The 15,890-nt window shown below is 62.7% G+C and carries 15 protein-coding genes; 9 read left to right on the forward strand and 6 right to left on the reverse strand.

Translation table 11 applies throughout. From position 1 onward, the window contains the following. Both MOV61_RS04900 and MOV61_RS04905 read right to left on the reverse strand, forming a co-directional pair. Nucleotides 1-365 (reverse strand): SDR family NAD(P)-dependent oxidoreductase (locus MOV61_RS04900; RefSeq protein WP_247135782.1); only part of this gene is annotated, 365 nt, incomplete at its 3' end. Nucleotides 366-375: 10 nt separating this feature from the next. Continuing rightward, entirely contained in the window at nt 376-1,506 is a 1,131-nt protein-coding gene (locus tag MOV61_RS04905) for an acyl-CoA dehydrogenase family protein (protein ID WP_247135783.1), read from the reverse strand. A gap of 186 nt (nt 1,507-1,692) precedes the next feature. Between MOV61_RS04905 and treZ the strand changes: the two genes are divergently transcribed. The 4 genes from treZ to MOV61_RS04925 all read left to right on the forward strand — a co-directional run bounded on the left by treZ (nt 1,693) and on the right by MOV61_RS04925 (nt 8,007). Then, nucleotides 1,693-3,504: a malto-oligosyltrehalose trehalohydrolase gene (gene treZ / locus MOV61_RS04910; protein ID WP_247135784.1), complete on the forward strand. Its 1,812-nt coding sequence runs from the start codon at nt 1,693-1,695 to the stop codon at nt 3,502-3,504. Further along, nucleotides 3,501-6,044 (forward strand): malto-oligosyltrehalose synthase, encoded by a 2,544-nt coding sequence (gene treY, locus MOV61_RS04915; RefSeq protein ID WP_247135785.1) that lies wholly within the window; start codon nt 3,501-3,503, stop codon nt 6,042-6,044. Before treZ ends, treY begins: the two co-directional genes overlap by 4 nt. 353 nt (nt 6,045-6,397) lie before the next feature. Further along, on the forward strand, nt 6,398-7,726 hold the full coding sequence (locus MOV61_RS04920; protein ID WP_247135786.1) for an NAD(P)/FAD-dependent oxidoreductase: 1,329 nt from the start codon (nt 6,398-6,400) through the stop codon (nt 7,724-7,726). Next, on the forward strand, nt 7,723-8,007 hold the full coding sequence (locus MOV61_RS04925; protein ID WP_247135787.1) for a hypothetical protein: 285 nt from the start codon (nt 7,723-7,725) through the stop codon (nt 8,005-8,007). Before MOV61_RS04920 ends, MOV61_RS04925 begins: the two co-directional genes overlap by 4 nt. Before the next feature lie 73 nt (nt 8,008-8,080). On the opposite strand, the gene MOV61_RS04930 is transcribed toward MOV61_RS04925, so the two are convergent. The 3 genes from MOV61_RS04930 to MOV61_RS04940 form a co-directional block, all read right to left on the reverse strand. Then, entirely contained in the window at nt 8,081-8,938 is an 858-nt protein-coding gene (locus MOV61_RS04930) for an SDR family oxidoreductase (protein WP_247135788.1), read from the reverse strand. 121 nt (nt 8,939-9,059) lie between these two features. Next, entirely contained in the window at nt 9,060-9,308 is a 249-nt protein-coding gene (locus MOV61_RS04935; RefSeq protein WP_038544728.1) for a hypothetical protein, read from the reverse strand. A 101-nt stretch (nt 9,309-9,409) separates the two neighbouring features. Continuing rightward, a complete protein-coding gene (locus MOV61_RS04940; protein WP_247135789.1) occupies nt 9,410-9,823 on the reverse strand; it encodes a DUF983 domain-containing protein in 414 nt (137 codons plus the stop codon). Between the two features lie 205 nt (nt 9,824-10,028). On the opposite strand from MOV61_RS04940, the gene MOV61_RS04945 reads away from it, so the two are divergent. Further along, entirely contained in the window at nt 10,029-10,883 is an 855-nt protein-coding gene (locus MOV61_RS04945) for a glycerophosphodiester phosphodiesterase family protein (RefSeq protein WP_247135790.1), read from the forward strand. Nucleotides 10,884-10,889: 6 nt separating this feature from the next. Here the strand turns inward: MOV61_RS04945 and MOV61_RS04950 are convergent, their stop codons facing one another. Further along, nucleotides 10,890-11,192, reverse strand: coding sequence for a hypothetical protein (locus MOV61_RS04950; RefSeq protein WP_247135791.1), 303 nt, complete (start codon nt 11,190-11,192; stop codon nt 10,890-10,892). 164 nt (nt 11,193-11,356) lie between these two features. Here MOV61_RS04950 and MOV61_RS04955 point away from each other — a divergent pair, with 164 nt between their 5' ends. The 4 genes from MOV61_RS04955 (at nt 11,357) to MOV61_RS04970 (ending at nt 15,814) form a co-directional block, all read left to right on the forward strand. Beyond that, nucleotides 11,357-12,718: an amidase gene (locus tag MOV61_RS04955; RefSeq protein WP_247135792.1), complete on the forward strand. Its 1,362-nt coding sequence runs from the start codon at nt 11,357-11,359 to the stop codon at nt 12,716-12,718. Nucleotides 12,719-12,922: 204 nt separating this feature from the next. Beyond that, nucleotides 12,923-13,699 (forward strand): SDR family oxidoreductase, encoded by a 777-nt coding sequence (locus MOV61_RS04960; protein ID WP_247135793.1) that lies wholly within the window; start codon nt 12,923-12,925, stop codon nt 13,697-13,699. 87 nt (nt 13,700-13,786) lie between these two features. Next, nucleotides 13,787-14,857, forward strand: coding sequence for an LLM class flavin-dependent oxidoreductase (locus tag MOV61_RS04965; RefSeq protein ID WP_247135794.1), 1,071 nt, complete (start codon nt 13,787-13,789; stop codon nt 14,855-14,857). 405 nt (nt 14,858-15,262) lie between these two features. Beyond that, nucleotides 15,263-15,814, forward strand: coding sequence for an AraC family transcriptional regulator (locus tag MOV61_RS04970; RefSeq protein WP_247135795.1), 552 nt, complete (start codon nt 15,263-15,265; stop codon nt 15,812-15,814). The last annotated feature ends 76 nt before the right edge of the window (nt 15,815-15,890 follow it).

The following is a 15,890-nucleotide window of genomic DNA, read 5'->3' on the forward strand; positions in this document are numbered from 1 at the left end:
ATCACGTTGAACGTTCCGATCGTGTTGATCTCCAACGCGCGGGCAAAATTTTCGAGCGCATGGACGCCTTGCTTTCCAAGCACTTTTTCCGACGGCGCGATGCCGGCGCAGCAGACAGCCCCGCGGATCGGCCCGTTGGCGGCCTCCGCCCTGGCGACCGCGTTCTCGACCGCCTCGCCGCTGCGCACATCCGTCTTCACGAAGATCGTGCCGCGGCCGAGCTCTTCGGCTCTCGCCTGACCGCCGGCCTCATCGAGGTCGAGCAAAGCCACGCAACCGCCAGCTTCGGCAAGCATTTTAGCTGTCGCGAGCCCAAGGCCGGAAGCGGCACCGGTCACCAGAAAATTTCCGCCTTCGATCCACATCCCGTTCTCCTCAGTTCGCCAGGCCGCGGGCGATAATGATCTTCTGGATGTCGGATGTGCCCTCGTAGATCTGGCAGACGCGGACATCGCGATAGATCCGCTCGACCGGGAAATCGGAAATGTAGCCGTAGCCGCCGAGCGTCTGGATCGCCGCGGAACAGACCTTTTCAGCCATCTCGGACGCGAACAGTTTCGCCATGCAGGCTTCGTCGAGACACGGCGCGGCGCGATCCTTCAGCCGCGCCGCATGCAGGACCAGTTGCCGGGCCGCTTCGATCTGGGTTTTCGCATCCGCCAGCCGGAAGGCGACCGCCTGGTGGTCGAGCAGCAGCTTCCCGAAGGTCTTGCGTTCCTTGGCATAGGTGAGCGCCACGTCGAACGCTGCCTGCGCCATGCCGACGCATTGGGCGGCGATGCCGATCCGGCCCGCTTCCAATCCCGACAGCGCGATCTTCAAACCGGCGCCTTCCGCCCCGATCCGCTGGCTTTCCGGAATGCGCAGGTTGTCGAACATCAGCGCCGCGGTATCGGACGCCTTCTGGCCGAGCTTGTCCTCGATCTTGGAAATCGAAAATCCGGGCACATCGGTCGAGGTGACGAAGGCGGAGATGCCGCGTTTTCCGGCGCTCGGATCGGTAACCGCAAAAATGATCACCGTGCCGGCGATCTTGCCGGATGTGATGAACATCTTGGAGCCGTTGACGACATAGTCGCTGCCGTCTCTCACGGCGCGGGTGCGGATGGCCGCGGCATCCGAGCCGGTATCGGCCTCGGTCAGCGCAAAGGCGCCGATATGACGGCCCTCGGCGAGCGGCCTGAGAAACCGTTCCTTCTGGTCGTCGGACGCGTGCATGTCGAGGAGGGAGCAGACCGGGGAATTGTGGACGCTGACCAGCGTCGAGACCGCGCCGTCGCCGGCAGCGATCTCCATCAGCGCGCTGGCATAGGCGACATAGGAACAGCCGACGCCGCCCCATTCCTCCGCCGTGTGCATGCCGAGAAACCCGAGTTCGCCGAGTTGTTTCAGAACGTCCGGCTCGATCGCGTGCGACTTGTCGCGCGCGGCAGCTCCGGGCTTCAGCACCTCCCGGGAAAACTCCGCGGCAGTCGAGCGGATAAGCTCTTCTTCCTCAGTTAGCATGCACTGATCTCCTCCCCGAAACCGCCTGCATGAGTGCTAAATTAGGACCGAACCGGCCCGGCGACTACTCCTTTGAACTTGTTATTTGTTACTCGCGCGCGCAATTTTATTGCGCCTGTGCCCCACAATGGAACTCGAAGCCTCTTCGGCCGTTTGCCGGTCTCTCTCAACCAGGGGCTGGTCAGCATGCCGGAACTGAATGCCGTCACCGAGTTTCGCGCGTTTCCAAAGACGTGGGGCGCCGAATATGTCGCCGCCGGCGAAGTGCGGTTCCGGCTTTGGGCACCCGGCCAGGAGACCGTGACGCTGAGGCTGAACGGCGAAGATACCGAGATGAGCCGCAGCGAAGACGGCTGGTTCGAACTGCTCGCAACCGGCATCACCCCGGGCGCCGAATATGCCTATGTGCTCGCCGATGGCATGGTCGTGCCCGATCCCGCCTCGCGCGGCCAGAAGGACAGCGTCAACGGCCCGTCGCTGGTGATCGACCCGACCAGCTACACTTGGCAGCATCCGGAATGGCAGGGCCGGCCCTGGGAAGAAACGGTCGTCTATGAAATCCATATCGGCACGTTTACGGAAGAAGGCACCTTCCGCGCCGCGATCGACAAGCTGCCTTACCTCGCCGATCTCGGCATCACCATGATCGAGGTCATGCCCGTCGCCCATTTCGGCGGAACCCGAGGTTGGGGGTATGACGGCGTGCTCCTCTATGCGCCTCATGCCGCCTACGGTCCGCCAGAGGATTTCAAGGCCTTCATTGATGCCGCCCACGGGCACGGGCTGACGGTGGTGCTCGACATCGTGCTCAACCATTTCGGCCCGGAGGGTAATTACCTGCCGCTTCTGGCACCCGCCTTCTTTCACAGGCAAAAGATGACGCCCTGGGGCGCCGCGATCGCCTATGACGTCGAGCCGGTGCGGCGCTACATCACGGAATGCGCGCTCTACTGGCTGGAGGAATTCCATCTCGACGGACTGCGTTTCGACGCCATCGACCAGATCAACGACCCGTCCGAAAAACACGTACTGATCGAGATCGCCGAACGTATCCGCGCCGAGATCCCCGAGCGCGCCATCCACCTGACCACCGAGGACAGCCGCAACGTCACGTTCCTGCATCCCCGCGACGAGCAGGGCAAGGCGCCGCTCTTCACCGCGGAATGGAACGACGACCTCCACAATGCCGCCCATGTGCTGGCGACCGGCGAGACGCATGCCTATTACAAGGACTTCGCCAGGGAGCCGGAAATGCTGGTGGCGCGGGTGCTGGCGGAAGGTTTCGCCTATCAGGGCGAGGTCTCGCCGCAGACCGGTAAAAAGCGCGGCGTTTCCAGCCGCGATCAGCCGCCGGTCGCCTTCGTGGATTTCATCCAGAACCACGACCAGGTCGGCAATCGCGCCCAGGGCGAGAGGTTGATCGAGCTTGCAGGCCCCGACAAGGTGAAGCCGCTGCTCGCCATGCTTCTCCTCTCGCCGCATATCCCGCTTCTCTTCATGGGTGAGGAATATGGCGAGACCAACCCTTTCCTGTTCTTCACCGATTTCCATGGCGATCTTGCCAAGGCGGTGCGGGACGGGCGCCGCAAGGAGTTCGAAGGGCATGCGGGCCACGAGGGAGAGACCGTCCCCGACCCCAATGCCAGAAAGACCTTCGATGCCTGCAGGCTCGACTGGAAGAAGCTGAAATCGGCGGACGGCAAGGACTGGCTGGAATTTACCAAGACGTTGCTGAAGCTGCGGCGGGAGATCGTGATGCCCCTGCTCGGCTCAGCAGGCGGGCGCACCGGCAAGGTGCTGAGGACCGACAAGGGCTTCCTCGCGGTCTCCTGGGTCTTCCCGAAAGGCACGCTCTCGATGGCGCTCAACCTTGGCGAAAAGGCGCAGGCGCTGCCGGACATGCCAGGCAGCGTGATCTTTGCATGGCCGGAACAGGCGAAGGACCTGCACCCAAACTCCGTCCTTGTCCGTTTCGAAGCCGTCGGAGACGCCGCATGATGATCCCGACCGCCACCTATCGGATCCAGTTTCGCAACGGCATGACCTTCGATCGCGCCAGCGGACTGGTGCCCTATCTGAAGCGGCTCGGCATCAGCCACCTCTACGCCTCCCCCATCTTCACCGCCACGACCGGCTCCACCCACGGCTATGATGTGACCGACGCCAATGAGATCGACCCCGCGATCGGCGGCCGCGACGGTTTCGAACGCATGGTGAAGGCGTTGAAGGCCGAGGGCCTTGGCCTGATCCTCGATATCGTCCCGAACCACATGGCGGCGTCGCTTGAAAATCCCTGGTGGCGCGATGTCGTCGAAAACGGCGAGAACAGCCGATATGCCTGCCATTTCGATATCGACTGGACCAGGCGCCTGACATTGCCCTTCCTCGGCGATACGTTGGAGAAGGTGCTGAAAGCCGGGGAGATTTCCCTCAAAACCGATCCGAAAACCGGCAACCCGGCCTTGGCTTACTACGACACGTTTTATCCGCTGGCCCCGGCGAATTACGCCGGCCGCGAGACGGAAGTGCTGAAGATCACCGATCGCGCCGCGATTGCCAGACTGCACGACCAGCAGCCCTACCGGCTGACGTCCTGGCGGGACGCACCGCGCGACCTCTCCTATCGCCGTTTTTTCGAGATTACCGGGCTTGCCGGCGTGCGGGTGGAGGATGGCGCCGTGTTCGACGATACGCACCGGCTGATCCTCGAACTCGTCCATAGCGGCATGGTCGACGGTCTGCGCGTCGACCACGTCGACGGCCTCGCCGACCCCAAGGGCTATCTCGAACGACTACGACAGGAGGCCGGGCCGGATTGCTACATCACCGTCGAAAAGATCCTCGGAGAAGGCGAGCAGATCCCGGCAGACTGGCCGATCTCCGGCACGACCGGTTACGAGTTCATCGCAGCCGTCAGCGATGCCCTGGTCGACGGCCGCAAACTGGACGAACTGCGTAGCGCCTATGAAAGGATCGCCGGCCAACCGGTCGACATGGAAGCCGAACTGCGCGCCGCAAAGCTCCTGATGGCCGACAACAATTTCGCCGGCGAGGTTTCGACGCTGCTGAATATCGCCATGCAGATCCAGCCTACCGAGGACCGCGAATCCGCTCTGTCGGAAACAGCCGTGAAGTCAGCGCTGCGGGAACTGCTCGTCGCCTTTCCGGTCTACCGCACCTATGGCACGAAGCAGGGGCTTCCGAGAGAAGGCCGGGAGATGCTGGACAAAGTTCTGGCCAAGGTGCGCAGCGACTTGAACCCGCCGGACGACGCGGCGCTCGCCTTCGTGGAACGCATCCTGATCGGCGATGTCGAGCAGGCCGCAGCGAGCAGCGCGTCGATCTTCCGCACCCGTTTCCAGCAGCTCACCGGTCCGCTGATGGCGAAATCCGTGGAGGACACGCTGTTCTTCCGGCAGCACATGGCGCTGGCGCTGAACGAGGTCGGAGCCGAGCCCCTACCCCGCCCCTTCTCGCTCGATCGTTTCCACGCGGAAATGCAGACGCGGCTGGAAAGGCAGCCCGACGCCCTGTCTGGCACCTCGACCCATGATACCAAGCGCGGCGAGGATGCCCGCGCTCGACTTTATGCGATCACCGAGGCCCCGGACCTCTGGGCCGATGCCGTGGATCGCTGGCGCAGGATCAACAGCCAAGCCGTCCGCGCGCTGGACGACGGACCCGCTCCGGAACCTGCGGTCGAATGGATGCTCTACCAGGTGCTCGCCGGCGCCTGGCGAAACGATCTCCACACCGAAGAAGCAACAGGCCTCAAGGCGCTGGAGACACGTTTCCTCGGCTATGTCGAAAAGGCACTGCGCGAGGCGAAGCTGCGCACCAATTGGGGCGATCCAAATGAGACCTACGAGAAGGCGGTCCTGGAGTACGCCCGCACGCTTCTGTCACCCAGCAATCAGGCTTTTCTGACTGACTTCACCAACACGCTGCGCCCCTTCATCCGCGCAGGCCTGGTAAACAGCATCACCCAGACGATCATCAAGCTGACGGCGCCGGGCGTACCCGACATCTATCAGGGCAGCGAGGGCCTCGACCTCAGCCTCGTCGATCCGGACAACCGCCGCGAGCCGGATTTCGCCACGCTGCAGCGACGGTTGACGGAGAAGGAAAAACTCGCCTCCACCGAGGAGGACGAATGGCAGACCGGCCGGCTGAAACAGCATGTCATCGCCACCCTGCTGCGCGTTCGCCAAGAGGCGCCGACCTTGTTTCGCCGGGGGGAATATCTGCCTCTTAGAGCGTCGGGCAAGCGCGCCGACAACGTCGTCGCCTTCGCCCGCGCCGACATGGACGACGCCTTCATCGTCATCGCCCCGCGGCTTGTATTCAGCGCGCTGCATGCGGGCCTTGCTCCGTCTCGATCCGAACGCTGGGCGGAAACGGAGATAATTCTGCCCGAAAGGCTGGGACACCGCCGCTATCGCGATGTCTGCACCGGCAAGGCAATCGATCCCAAGGATCGCATCGCCGTCAACTTGGTGTTCGCAGACCATCCCTTCGCGCTTCTCCTTGCGGAATGACCCGCTCGCACCCTCGAACCGGCCTTTTACAAAGCGAAGACGCCGATCCTTGGGGGACGGCGCCTTATCAATATTCTTCAGCTTGGGGTTCACGGATACCGGTGGAAGCAAGGCTTCCGATTGGATTCATTGAAAAATCAAGCAAACCCGACAAGATTAAGCACAGCGATGACGATGACCACCGCGCCGACCAACCAAACGATGCTGTTCATGACTTTCTCCTTTTGATGTCGTGAAATTGAACGACGACAGGCTTAAAAGGTTCCGGTAAAAACATGCCCGGAACAAACGGGCCTGACGTGGGTTGAACGAACGTCTAGCGGGGTCCTGCCCCGCCAAATGGGTGGGGCAATATGGTCGATGAAACTTTGCAGAACGGCATGACGGGCGGAGAAACAAAACCACCGCGCGTCGTCATTGTCGGCGCCGGTTTCGGCGGGCTTGCGACGGCCGGAGCGCTCGGCAACAGCCCCATCGACGTGACCGTCATCGACCGGCGCAACCATAATCTCTTCCAGCCGCTTCTCTATCAGGTCGCGACCGCCGCACTGTCTCCCGCCGACATATCGGAACCGATCCGCCGCACGCTGGGGCGCTTCAAGAACATCAACGTCATGCTGGCGGAAGTCACCGGCGTCGATGCGGCCGCCAGGACCGTGATGCTCGACAACGGCACCTCGGTCCCCTACGACCGCCTCGTCATCGCCACCGGCTCGGACTACAACTATTTCGGCCATGACGACTGGCGCGCCTGGGCGCCTGGCTTGAAAACCATCCACGAAGCAAGGCTGATCCGCCAGCGCCTGCTGCTCGCCTTCGAGAAGGCCGAGCTGTCCCATGATCCGGAAGAAAAAAAGGCGCTGCTCACCAGCGTCATCATCGGCGGCGGCCCGACCGGCGTCGAAATGGCCGGCGCGATCGCCGAGCTCGGCCACTTCATGATCACCCGCGATTTCCGCAAGCTCGAGCCGGATCACATGCGGGTCATCCTCATCGAAGCCGGCCCGAAGATCCTCGCCACCTTTCCCGACAACCTCACCCAATACGCCCTGAAGGCCCTGGAAAAGGCCGGCGTCGAGGTGATGACCAATCTGGCAGTGGAATCCGTCACCAGGGACCAGGTCATCGCCGGCTCGCAGCGTTTCCGCACCAGCTGCGTCATCTGGGGTGCGGGTGTCAAAGCCTCGCCCGCAGCCAGATGGCTCGGCATCGAAGGCAAGGCGGGAGGGCGCATTCCGGTCGAACCGGACCTCTCCATCACCGGCTTTCCGGATATCTTTGCGATCGGCGACACGGCGCTGGGGCTTGCGGAAGATGGCAAGCCGCTGCCGGCGCTCGCCCAGGTCGCCAAGCAGCAGGGGCAATATCTCGGCAAGGCGCTGCGGGCGAGACTGCTGGACGGCAAGGCGCCCCAGCCTTTCCGGTTCCACAATCGCGGCAACACCGCCGTCATCGGCCGCGATGCCGCGATCTTCGACTTCGGCAAGTGGACGCTGAAGGGTCGGGTCGCCTGGTTCCTCTGGGCGCTCGTCCACGTCTACCTGCTCGTCAATTTTGAAAAACGCCTGCTGGTTAGCGTACAATGGATCTGGCGTTACTTGACCCAGCAGCGCGGAGCGCGGCTGATCGATGAAAACGCCGCCACCTCGGTTCCGTCTTCCACGCAAAGGACAGAGACATGAACACCGCCAATCCGCAGCTCGAAGGCCTCTATCTCGCCGTTGCCGCAATCAACCGGCTTCTGGTCGAAAAGGGTGTCGTCTCCCATGCCGACATTCAGAGCGCCCTGCAGGCGGCCGAACGCACCGTGCTTGCCGACGACAAGCCGCTCGCAGTCTCGACGTCCCATCAGAAGGCGATCGCATTTCCGATCCGGCTGCTGCTTCTGGCAAACGAAGCGAACGAGCAAGGCACCAAAATCTGTTTTGAGGATCTGGCACGGGAAGTCGGCCGCCGCACCTGAGAAAATGTACCCGCCAAACATGAACGGCGGCGTGAGCCCACGCCGCCGCTGTTTTCGTGGGAGGAGAGCTTAACTACAGGATGGGCTTGCCGCCGGTGACGGCGATCGTCGTGCCGGAAACGTAGCTGGAGAGCGGATCGGCGAGCATCACATAGGCCGTCGCAAGCTCGGCCGGCTGGCCGGGACGTTTCATCGGCACCTGCTTGCCGAATTCCTTCACCCGGTCTTCCGTCATGGTGGAGGGAATGAGCGGCGTCCAGATCGGCCCGGGTGCGACCGCATTGGCGCGTATGCCCTTTTCGGCCAGCAGCTGTGCGAGGCCTGCCGTGAAATTCTGGATCGCGCCCTTGGTGGTCGCATAGGCGAGCAGCGTCGGGCTCGGACTGTCGGAATTGATCGATGCCGTGTTGATGATCGCACTACCCGGCTTCATGTGGGGAACTGCCGCCTTGGTGAGATAGAACATCGCATGGATGTTGACCTGGAAAGTCAGTTCCCATTCCTCGTCGCTGATGTCGCCGATGTCGGAAAACGTCGCCTGATGAGCGGCGTTGTTGACGAGGATATCGATCCCGCCGAATTCCTGGACCGCCTTGTCGATGATCGCCCGGCAATGCGCCGCGGTCTTGATGTCGCCCGGCACCAGAACCGCCTTGCGGCCGGCCTCCTCGACCAGGCGCTTGGTATCCTCGGCATCCTCGTCTTCATCCAGATAGGAAATCAAGAGATCGGCGCCCTCGCGCGCGTAAGCGATCGCCACGGCCCGGCCGATGCCGCTGTCGCCGCCTGTGATCACCGCCTTCTTGCCGGCCAGCCGGCCGGAACCGCGGTAGGAACGCTCGCCGTGATCCGGAACCGGATCCATGCGCCCGGTAAAGCCCGGCATCGGCTGCTGCTGTTCGGGAAACGGCGGAGTGGGATACTGGGCCATCAAAATCTTCCTTGTTGTCGAGGTCGCGAACTGATCGCCCCAACTGGCCTCGTCTGGAGTTGTTCCCAATCAAAATGCACAATCAAAAAAGAGAAAATGCGACGCGACCCCACCTTTCGGCTCACGCCCCAGGGGTGATTGCTCCGTCGCCCCGCCGCAGGCGTTTCAGCTGATTGACGATCCGCAGCGAGCTTGCAGCCCGCGCCGCCGAAAAATCCGAGCTCTTCGACAGGATTTGCAACATGTCCTCCGCCTCGTCTGCCGAGATGGTGCCCCGGGCGGCCAGACCGTCAATCAGCATCAGCATCGCTCCCTCGACCGCGAGCGACCTTCGGCGCGTTTCCATTTCGATTTCATCGGCATCGGACATTGCAGGCTCCTTGAACTGTCACCTGCCGAATGGTTTGCGGAGAAGATTGTTCCTCATCTTCCGGCTCGGTTTTAACGCGAGCCCCGAAGTCCTTCCGTCGGTCAGCCGCCGTTCTCGCCGTCAACAGGCGATGATGGCTCCCGGTCGACCTTGCCGGGGCCTGCCTTGTAAAAATACTGGCTCGCGACCAGCCAGCCCTTCAGCGGCCGCATCGGCGCAAGGCAGGTGAGGAGCAGGAAGGGAAGCGAGATCAGCAGATGCACCCAGAATGGCGGCTGGAAACTGGTCTCGATCCAGACAGCAAGCGCAATGCTCGGAATGCAGCCGAAGCACATCACGAAAAAGGCGGGACCGTCTCCGGGATCAGCGAAGGAATAATCGAGGCCGCAGACCTCGCAGGCCGGCCGCATCGACAGGAACCCGTTGAACAGATGCCCCTGGCCGCAACGCGGGCAACGGCCACGCGGGCCGGTGCTATAGGGAGGAAGAGGCGCCCAGTTCGCGTCATGGGACATGGAAATCTGCCTTTCGTGACAGGAGACAAAATGTGTTTTCCGGATAGTTATCCGGCAGACCTTTATAACAAGTCGTTCCCTGCCGGGCACAATCTCGGCTTTTGAGGCTCGGCACGAAACTTCTGTCATCGATCTATGGCAGGCAGCTCCAAAACAATAGTCTGGCGTCGATCGAATCGTTGCCCTTCACCTTAGACGGAATTTCATGGCTTCAGAATTTTCAGGCCTCGGCATCGCCCATCAGGGTCATTTCACCCGGTTGAAGTGGCATCGCCTGCGCCGCAGCTTCAAGGACCCGCTGTTTTCCGCGCGCGTCATGGTGGAAGGTTTTCGCCTTGGAGCATCGACCGAACTCGACCTGCGCGTCCGCGCCGATGGCGGCTTTGTCGTGCTGCACGACGAGGAGCTCGACGGTGAAACCACCGGCCACGGCCTCATCCGTGATGCTTTGCCCGAAACTATCCGCGGCCTGTCGCTTCTGCAGGGCGGCCATCCGCCGATCCTCAGCGAGGATCTCGCGACAATGCTTGAAACGGCTCATCCGGACGCACTGCTGCAGTTCGACATGAAGGACGGACTTGAGGCGATCGGCGCACGCGGCATGGACCACCTCGCCGATCATTTCGGCAATGACGGCTCCTCGATCATCGTCAGCGGTGCCGATCTCGATCTTGTCGTCGCCATCAAGCAGAGACTGCCGGGCCTCAAGCGCGGCATCGACCCGACCGGCAAGCTCATGGAGATCTATCACCACCAGGGCCTCAAGGCCGTCGAAACGGATCTGCGCGCCGATATCGCCGGCCCGACCGAGCCTGACACCATCTATCTGCACTGGCCGCTGGTGCTGCAGGCAGCCAAAGACGGGCTCGACCTGATCGGCCTCTGCCATGATGCCGGCAGGCTGGTGGATGCCTGGACCTTCAATCTCAAGAACCCGGACGCCGGTTTCGACGAGACCGAAGCCCGCAGCTTCTCCGCCCTGATGGAGCTGAAGCCGGATCAGATCACCACCGACGAACCGGTGGCTACCGAACGTGCCTGGGCGGCGATTTCCGGTTGAAGTTCATCAATCGTCCAACCCGAACGGATCGCGAAACACCCGCCGGTTGACCAGCTTGAGACTGCGGTCCGGCTGGATGATGTAATTTTCCTCGACCCGCTGGCCAAGTTCGTTGCGGAACTCGTGCGGCACGACGCTGCCGATCGGCGCCTTGGTGAGCTTGGTGCGCGGCTGGCCACGATAGATGATGCTGCCGGGGATCGGCCGGATGCCCGGCCCGATATCGATTGCTCCGGTGGTTCCGTCGCCGTCCGTGCTGCAGCCGGCAAGCGCGATCACGAGACCGGTTATGGCGATGATGTTTCTCATGGGCTGATCCTTCCCGATGTCCCGCCGATGCGGTGGACTCACTGAACTTCGCGGATATGCGGGAGGTTCCATACCACCTGGCGAGCCGATAAATCCTCTACCCATCGCCAAAATATCCGATACATCTGTGGGCCGCCAGTAACGCAATGGGGAGAATGACAGCCGTGACGAAAACCTTTGGAGCGATGTCGATCGCCGAGCTTTCCGCGCTCATCCAGATGGGCAAGGTCGATCCGATCGAGGTCACGGAATCGGTCCTCTCGGGTATCAAGGCCTATCCCGACAAGGCCGTGTTCATCTCGCTTCTCGAGGATCGCGCTATGGCGGAAGCGCAAGGCTCCTCCAAGCGCCTTAAGGAAGGCCGCTCGCTCGGCCTGCTCGACGGCATCCCGATCGCCTGGAAGGACCTCTTCGACATCGAGGGCCTGCCGACCACCGCCGGCTCGAAAGTGCTGAAGAAGGCCGCTCCCGCCGCGAAGGACGCAGCGATCGTCGACCTGCTGAAACAGGCGGGCATGGTCGCGGTCGGCCGCACCAATATGAGCGAATTCGCCTTTTCCGGCATCGGCATCAATCCGCATTACGGTACGCCGCACAATCCGCATGGCAAGGATGCGCCGCGCATTCCCGGCGGCTCCTCCTCCGGTTCCGGCGTCGCGGTCGCAGCCGGCCTCGTGCCCGTCGCGATGGGCACCGATACCGGCGGCTCGATCCGCATCCCGGCGGGCTTCAACGGCATCGTCGGTTACAAGGCGACCCGCGGCCGTTATGCGATGAACGGCGTCTATCCGCTGGCGACCAGCCTCGATTCGCTCGGCCCGCTCTGCCGCACGGTGCAGGATGCGGTCTGGGTGGATGCCGCCATGCGCGGGCTTGCTGCACCGCAGACGGCCCGCCAACCGGCCCGACCGCTCGATATCGTGATCCCGACCAATATCGTCCTCGACGGCGCCGAGCCGGGCGTGGTGGCCGCCTTCGAAGCGGCGATCGAGCGCCTTGCAAAGGCCGGAGCCAGGATCACCCGCCTCGCCTTCCCGACCTTCGACGAACTCCCGAAGCTGATGGTGAAATACGGTCCGATGGTGACCGCCGAAGCCTTCGCCCTGCATCGCGAGAAGCTGTCGGGACCGGATGCGGAGGAGATGGACCACCGGGTGGTCGCCCGCACCCGCCTCGGAGAAAAGACCAGCCTGTCCGACTATATTGCCATCGTTGAAAACCGCGCCCGGATGATTGCCGAAACCGAGGCACTGGTCGGCGACCGCTTGGTCGCCATGCCATCGGTCGCCCATGTGGCCCCGCCGATAGCACCGCTCGTAAAGGACGACGAGCTGTTCTTCGCCACGAACGGCAGGACGCTGCGCAATACCGGCTTCGGCAACTTCCTCGACTGGTGCGGCGTCTCCATCCCCTGCGGCACCGGCGATGCCGGCATGCCGGTTGGCTTCCTCCTGTCGGCCAATGCCAATTGCGATGAAACACTGCTGCAGGCCGCGATGGCTTATGAGGAAATCATCAGAGGGTAGGAATGGCGGAGCCCGGATCGGCTCCAGCAGACATCAGCGCCCCCGCAAATTGCGCCCAGGTGCGCCGCATGGAAGAGTTGCCTCCCTGGACAGCTAACTAAGGAACCGTTTCCCCGTAACCGGGATCACGGCAGTTGCCTTTTGCTTGTTCCGATATCCTCGAGAGCCTAGCCTCTCCCCTGGATTTTGAGGAAAGCGGCCACCATGCAACTCGATTTGAACGGCAAGACGGCACTGATCACGGGCGGCTCGAAGGGCATCGGCCTCGCCTGCGCCCAATCTCTTCTGTCCGAAGGCGCGCGCGTCGTCATCTGTTCGCGTTCCCAGGCGAATATCGATGCGGCTCTGGCAAAACTGCCCGGCGCAATCGGCTTTGCGGCCGATCTGATATCGGAAAACGAGGCGCTGTCGCTCGTCGACAAGATCGAAGCCGACGTGGGAGCGCTGGATATTCTCGTCAACTGCGCAGGCGCCGCGCGCCGCACACCGCCCCAGGACCTGAGCCCGGCCCACTGGCGGGCCGCGATGGACGCCAAATATTTCTCCTACATCAATGTCATTGATCCGGTGGTCAAACGGATGGCGGCCCGCCAGGCGGGCGTGATCGTCAATGTCATCGGCGGCGGCGGCAAGGTCGCATCACCGATCCACCTTCCGGGCGGGGCCGCCAACGCGGCGCTGATGCTGGCGACCGTCGGCCTTGCAAACGCCTATGCCGCCAGCGGATTGCGGATCATCGGCATCAATCCCGGCAATACCGAAACGGAACGGGTAACCGAGGGCCTTCGGGCAGAGGCGGCACTCCACGGCATCAGCGAGCAGGCGGCGCTCGAAAAGCTGGTCCAGCGCATCCCTCTCGGCCGCATGGCGACGCCTGACGAGATCGCCAACGTCGTCACCTTCCTGAGTTCGCCGAAGGCAAGCTACGTCACCGGCGTCGTGATCGGGATGGACGGCGCCCTCAACCCGATCGTCGTCTGACGGAACCTCTCGGACCCCGGCCGGCGTGCGCCACGCTGCCTTCCACTCATTTCCCTATTTCAGTCATTAAAGATGCAGGTCGATAACATGAGCAGCAATTCCGAGTTCCTTTGGTATATCCCGAACGATGTCAAAGCCGGCCATCGCGGCGATTCCTCCGCCGAGAACCACAACAGCCTGGAGACGCTGACCAACCATGCCAAGGCGCTGGAGGAGCATGGCTGGAAAGGCGCGCTCGTCGGCACCGGCTGGGGCCGGCCGGATACGTTCACCATCGCAACCGCCCTTGCCGCCCGTACCACCACCTTCGAGCCGCTGATCGCCATCCGCCCGGGTTATTGGCGGCCGGCCAATTTCGCCTCCGCCGCGGCCACGCTCGACCACCTGAGCGGCGGCCGGGTGCGGGTCAACATCGTCTCGGGCCAGGACAATCTGGCCGCCTATGGCGACAGCGAGGGCGATCAGGCGCATCGTTATGCGCGTACCAAGGAATTCATGCGGCTGGTGCGTCGGCTTTGGACCGAAGAAAACGTTACGTTCAGGGGCGAGCATTTCCAGGTCACCGGTTCCACGATCGAGCCTCGCCTCCAGCCCCGCGACGACCGCAAGCACCCGAAACTCTATTTCGGCGGCGCTTCGGAAGCCGCCGAACGGGTGGCCGCGACGGAAGCCGATATCCAGCTTTTCTGGGGTGAACCGCTCGACGGCGTGCGGGAGAGGATCGAACGGCTGAAGGCGCTGAGCAGGCAGTTCGACCGCGACCTTCCTCCGCTTCAATTCGGGCTGCGGATCACCACTCTCGTCCGCGACACGACGGAACAGGCCTGGGCCGAGGCCGAGGCGAAGGTCGCCGAGATGGCCAAGGGTAAGGCCGGCAACTGGAACGACCACGGAAAGCCGGTCGCCGTCGGCCAGCGCCGGCTGCTCGAACTGCACGAGCGCGGCGATGTCCTCGACGACAACCTTTACACGGCGCCCGGAAAATTCGGCGGCGGTGGCGCCGGCACCACCTGGCTCGTTGGTTCAGCGCAAGACGTCGCCCGTTCGCTGCGCAGATACGAGGATCTAGGCATCACCCATTTCGTGCTCTCCGACACGCCTTATCTCCAGGAGATCAAGCGGCAGGGCGACCAGTTGCTCCCGCTTTTGCGCCGCTGACGCGAAACGCCGGTTTATCGCGGAACCAGTCGGTCTCTCCTCCGCAGTCAGGCCTCCAGACCAACGTTATCTCATCGAAGACGACGGGCATTCTTCGACTGAAGCGGCGCCGCCGGCACTTCACCGACTGCCAAAGAAAGCAACAGCTCCGGAACCATCGACCCGGAGCTTTTTTGATGTGGTGCGGGGCAGACACGCAGGCTTCCGAAGGTGGCAAGACAATTTCCGTGCGTCCCGGTCATACCTTTGGATAGGGGGAACAGTCCCCTTGTTCAATAGTCTCACCGCCTGCCTCGGCGTTAAAATTCCGATCATCGATACGAGCCGAGGGGCATCCCCCCATTTGCCTCCCTTCGACGTCGCGCCGACCGAGATCAAGCACAATAGCAGTGAAGGAGACTTAGGATGCACTCCCCACAGCCCGCGAAGGCACAGTCCGCCGCCCCCCTGACAAGGCGCGACGACATTTCAAGGTTTTGGGCGTCCGATATCGACCTTGAAGGACTTGTCACCAGGCCGCCCATGGGCGATCCGGATCACTCCGGATCCGATCCGGCGCTCCGCCAGATCGCTGCCGGCGGCCTCACCCCCTGGCAGATGCGCAATGTGCAGACCTATGTCGACATGTATCTCCGCTCGACAATCCGCATCGAGGCCTTGGCAGGTCTCTGCAACGTGAGCAGCGGCCACTTCCAGCGCGCCTTCAAGGCAAGCCTTGGCGAGACACCGCACAAATACGTCACCCGCATGCGCATGGAAACGGCCTGCCGGATGATGACCGACACGAACGAACCGCTCTGCCAGATCGCCCTGGAATGCGGCATGACCGACCAGGCGCACCTCACCAACAGTTTCCGCCGCCTGTACGGAATTGCTCCTAATGCATGGCGAAAACAGATGCTGCGCGAAAGGTCCGGACACAGCAGCCACGAGCCGGTCACTGTTGCGCTGAACTGACCGAAATCATTCGAATTCGCGGCGGCGCGGCTGCCAAGCCGATCAAAGGTGCCCCTGGCTGACGGCATTCCATCAC

Origin of the sequence: Neorhizobium sp. BETTINA12A (genome assembly GCF_023006485.1) — a bacterium.
GTDB lineage: Bacteria > Pseudomonadota > Alphaproteobacteria > Rhizobiales > Rhizobiaceae > Neorhizobium.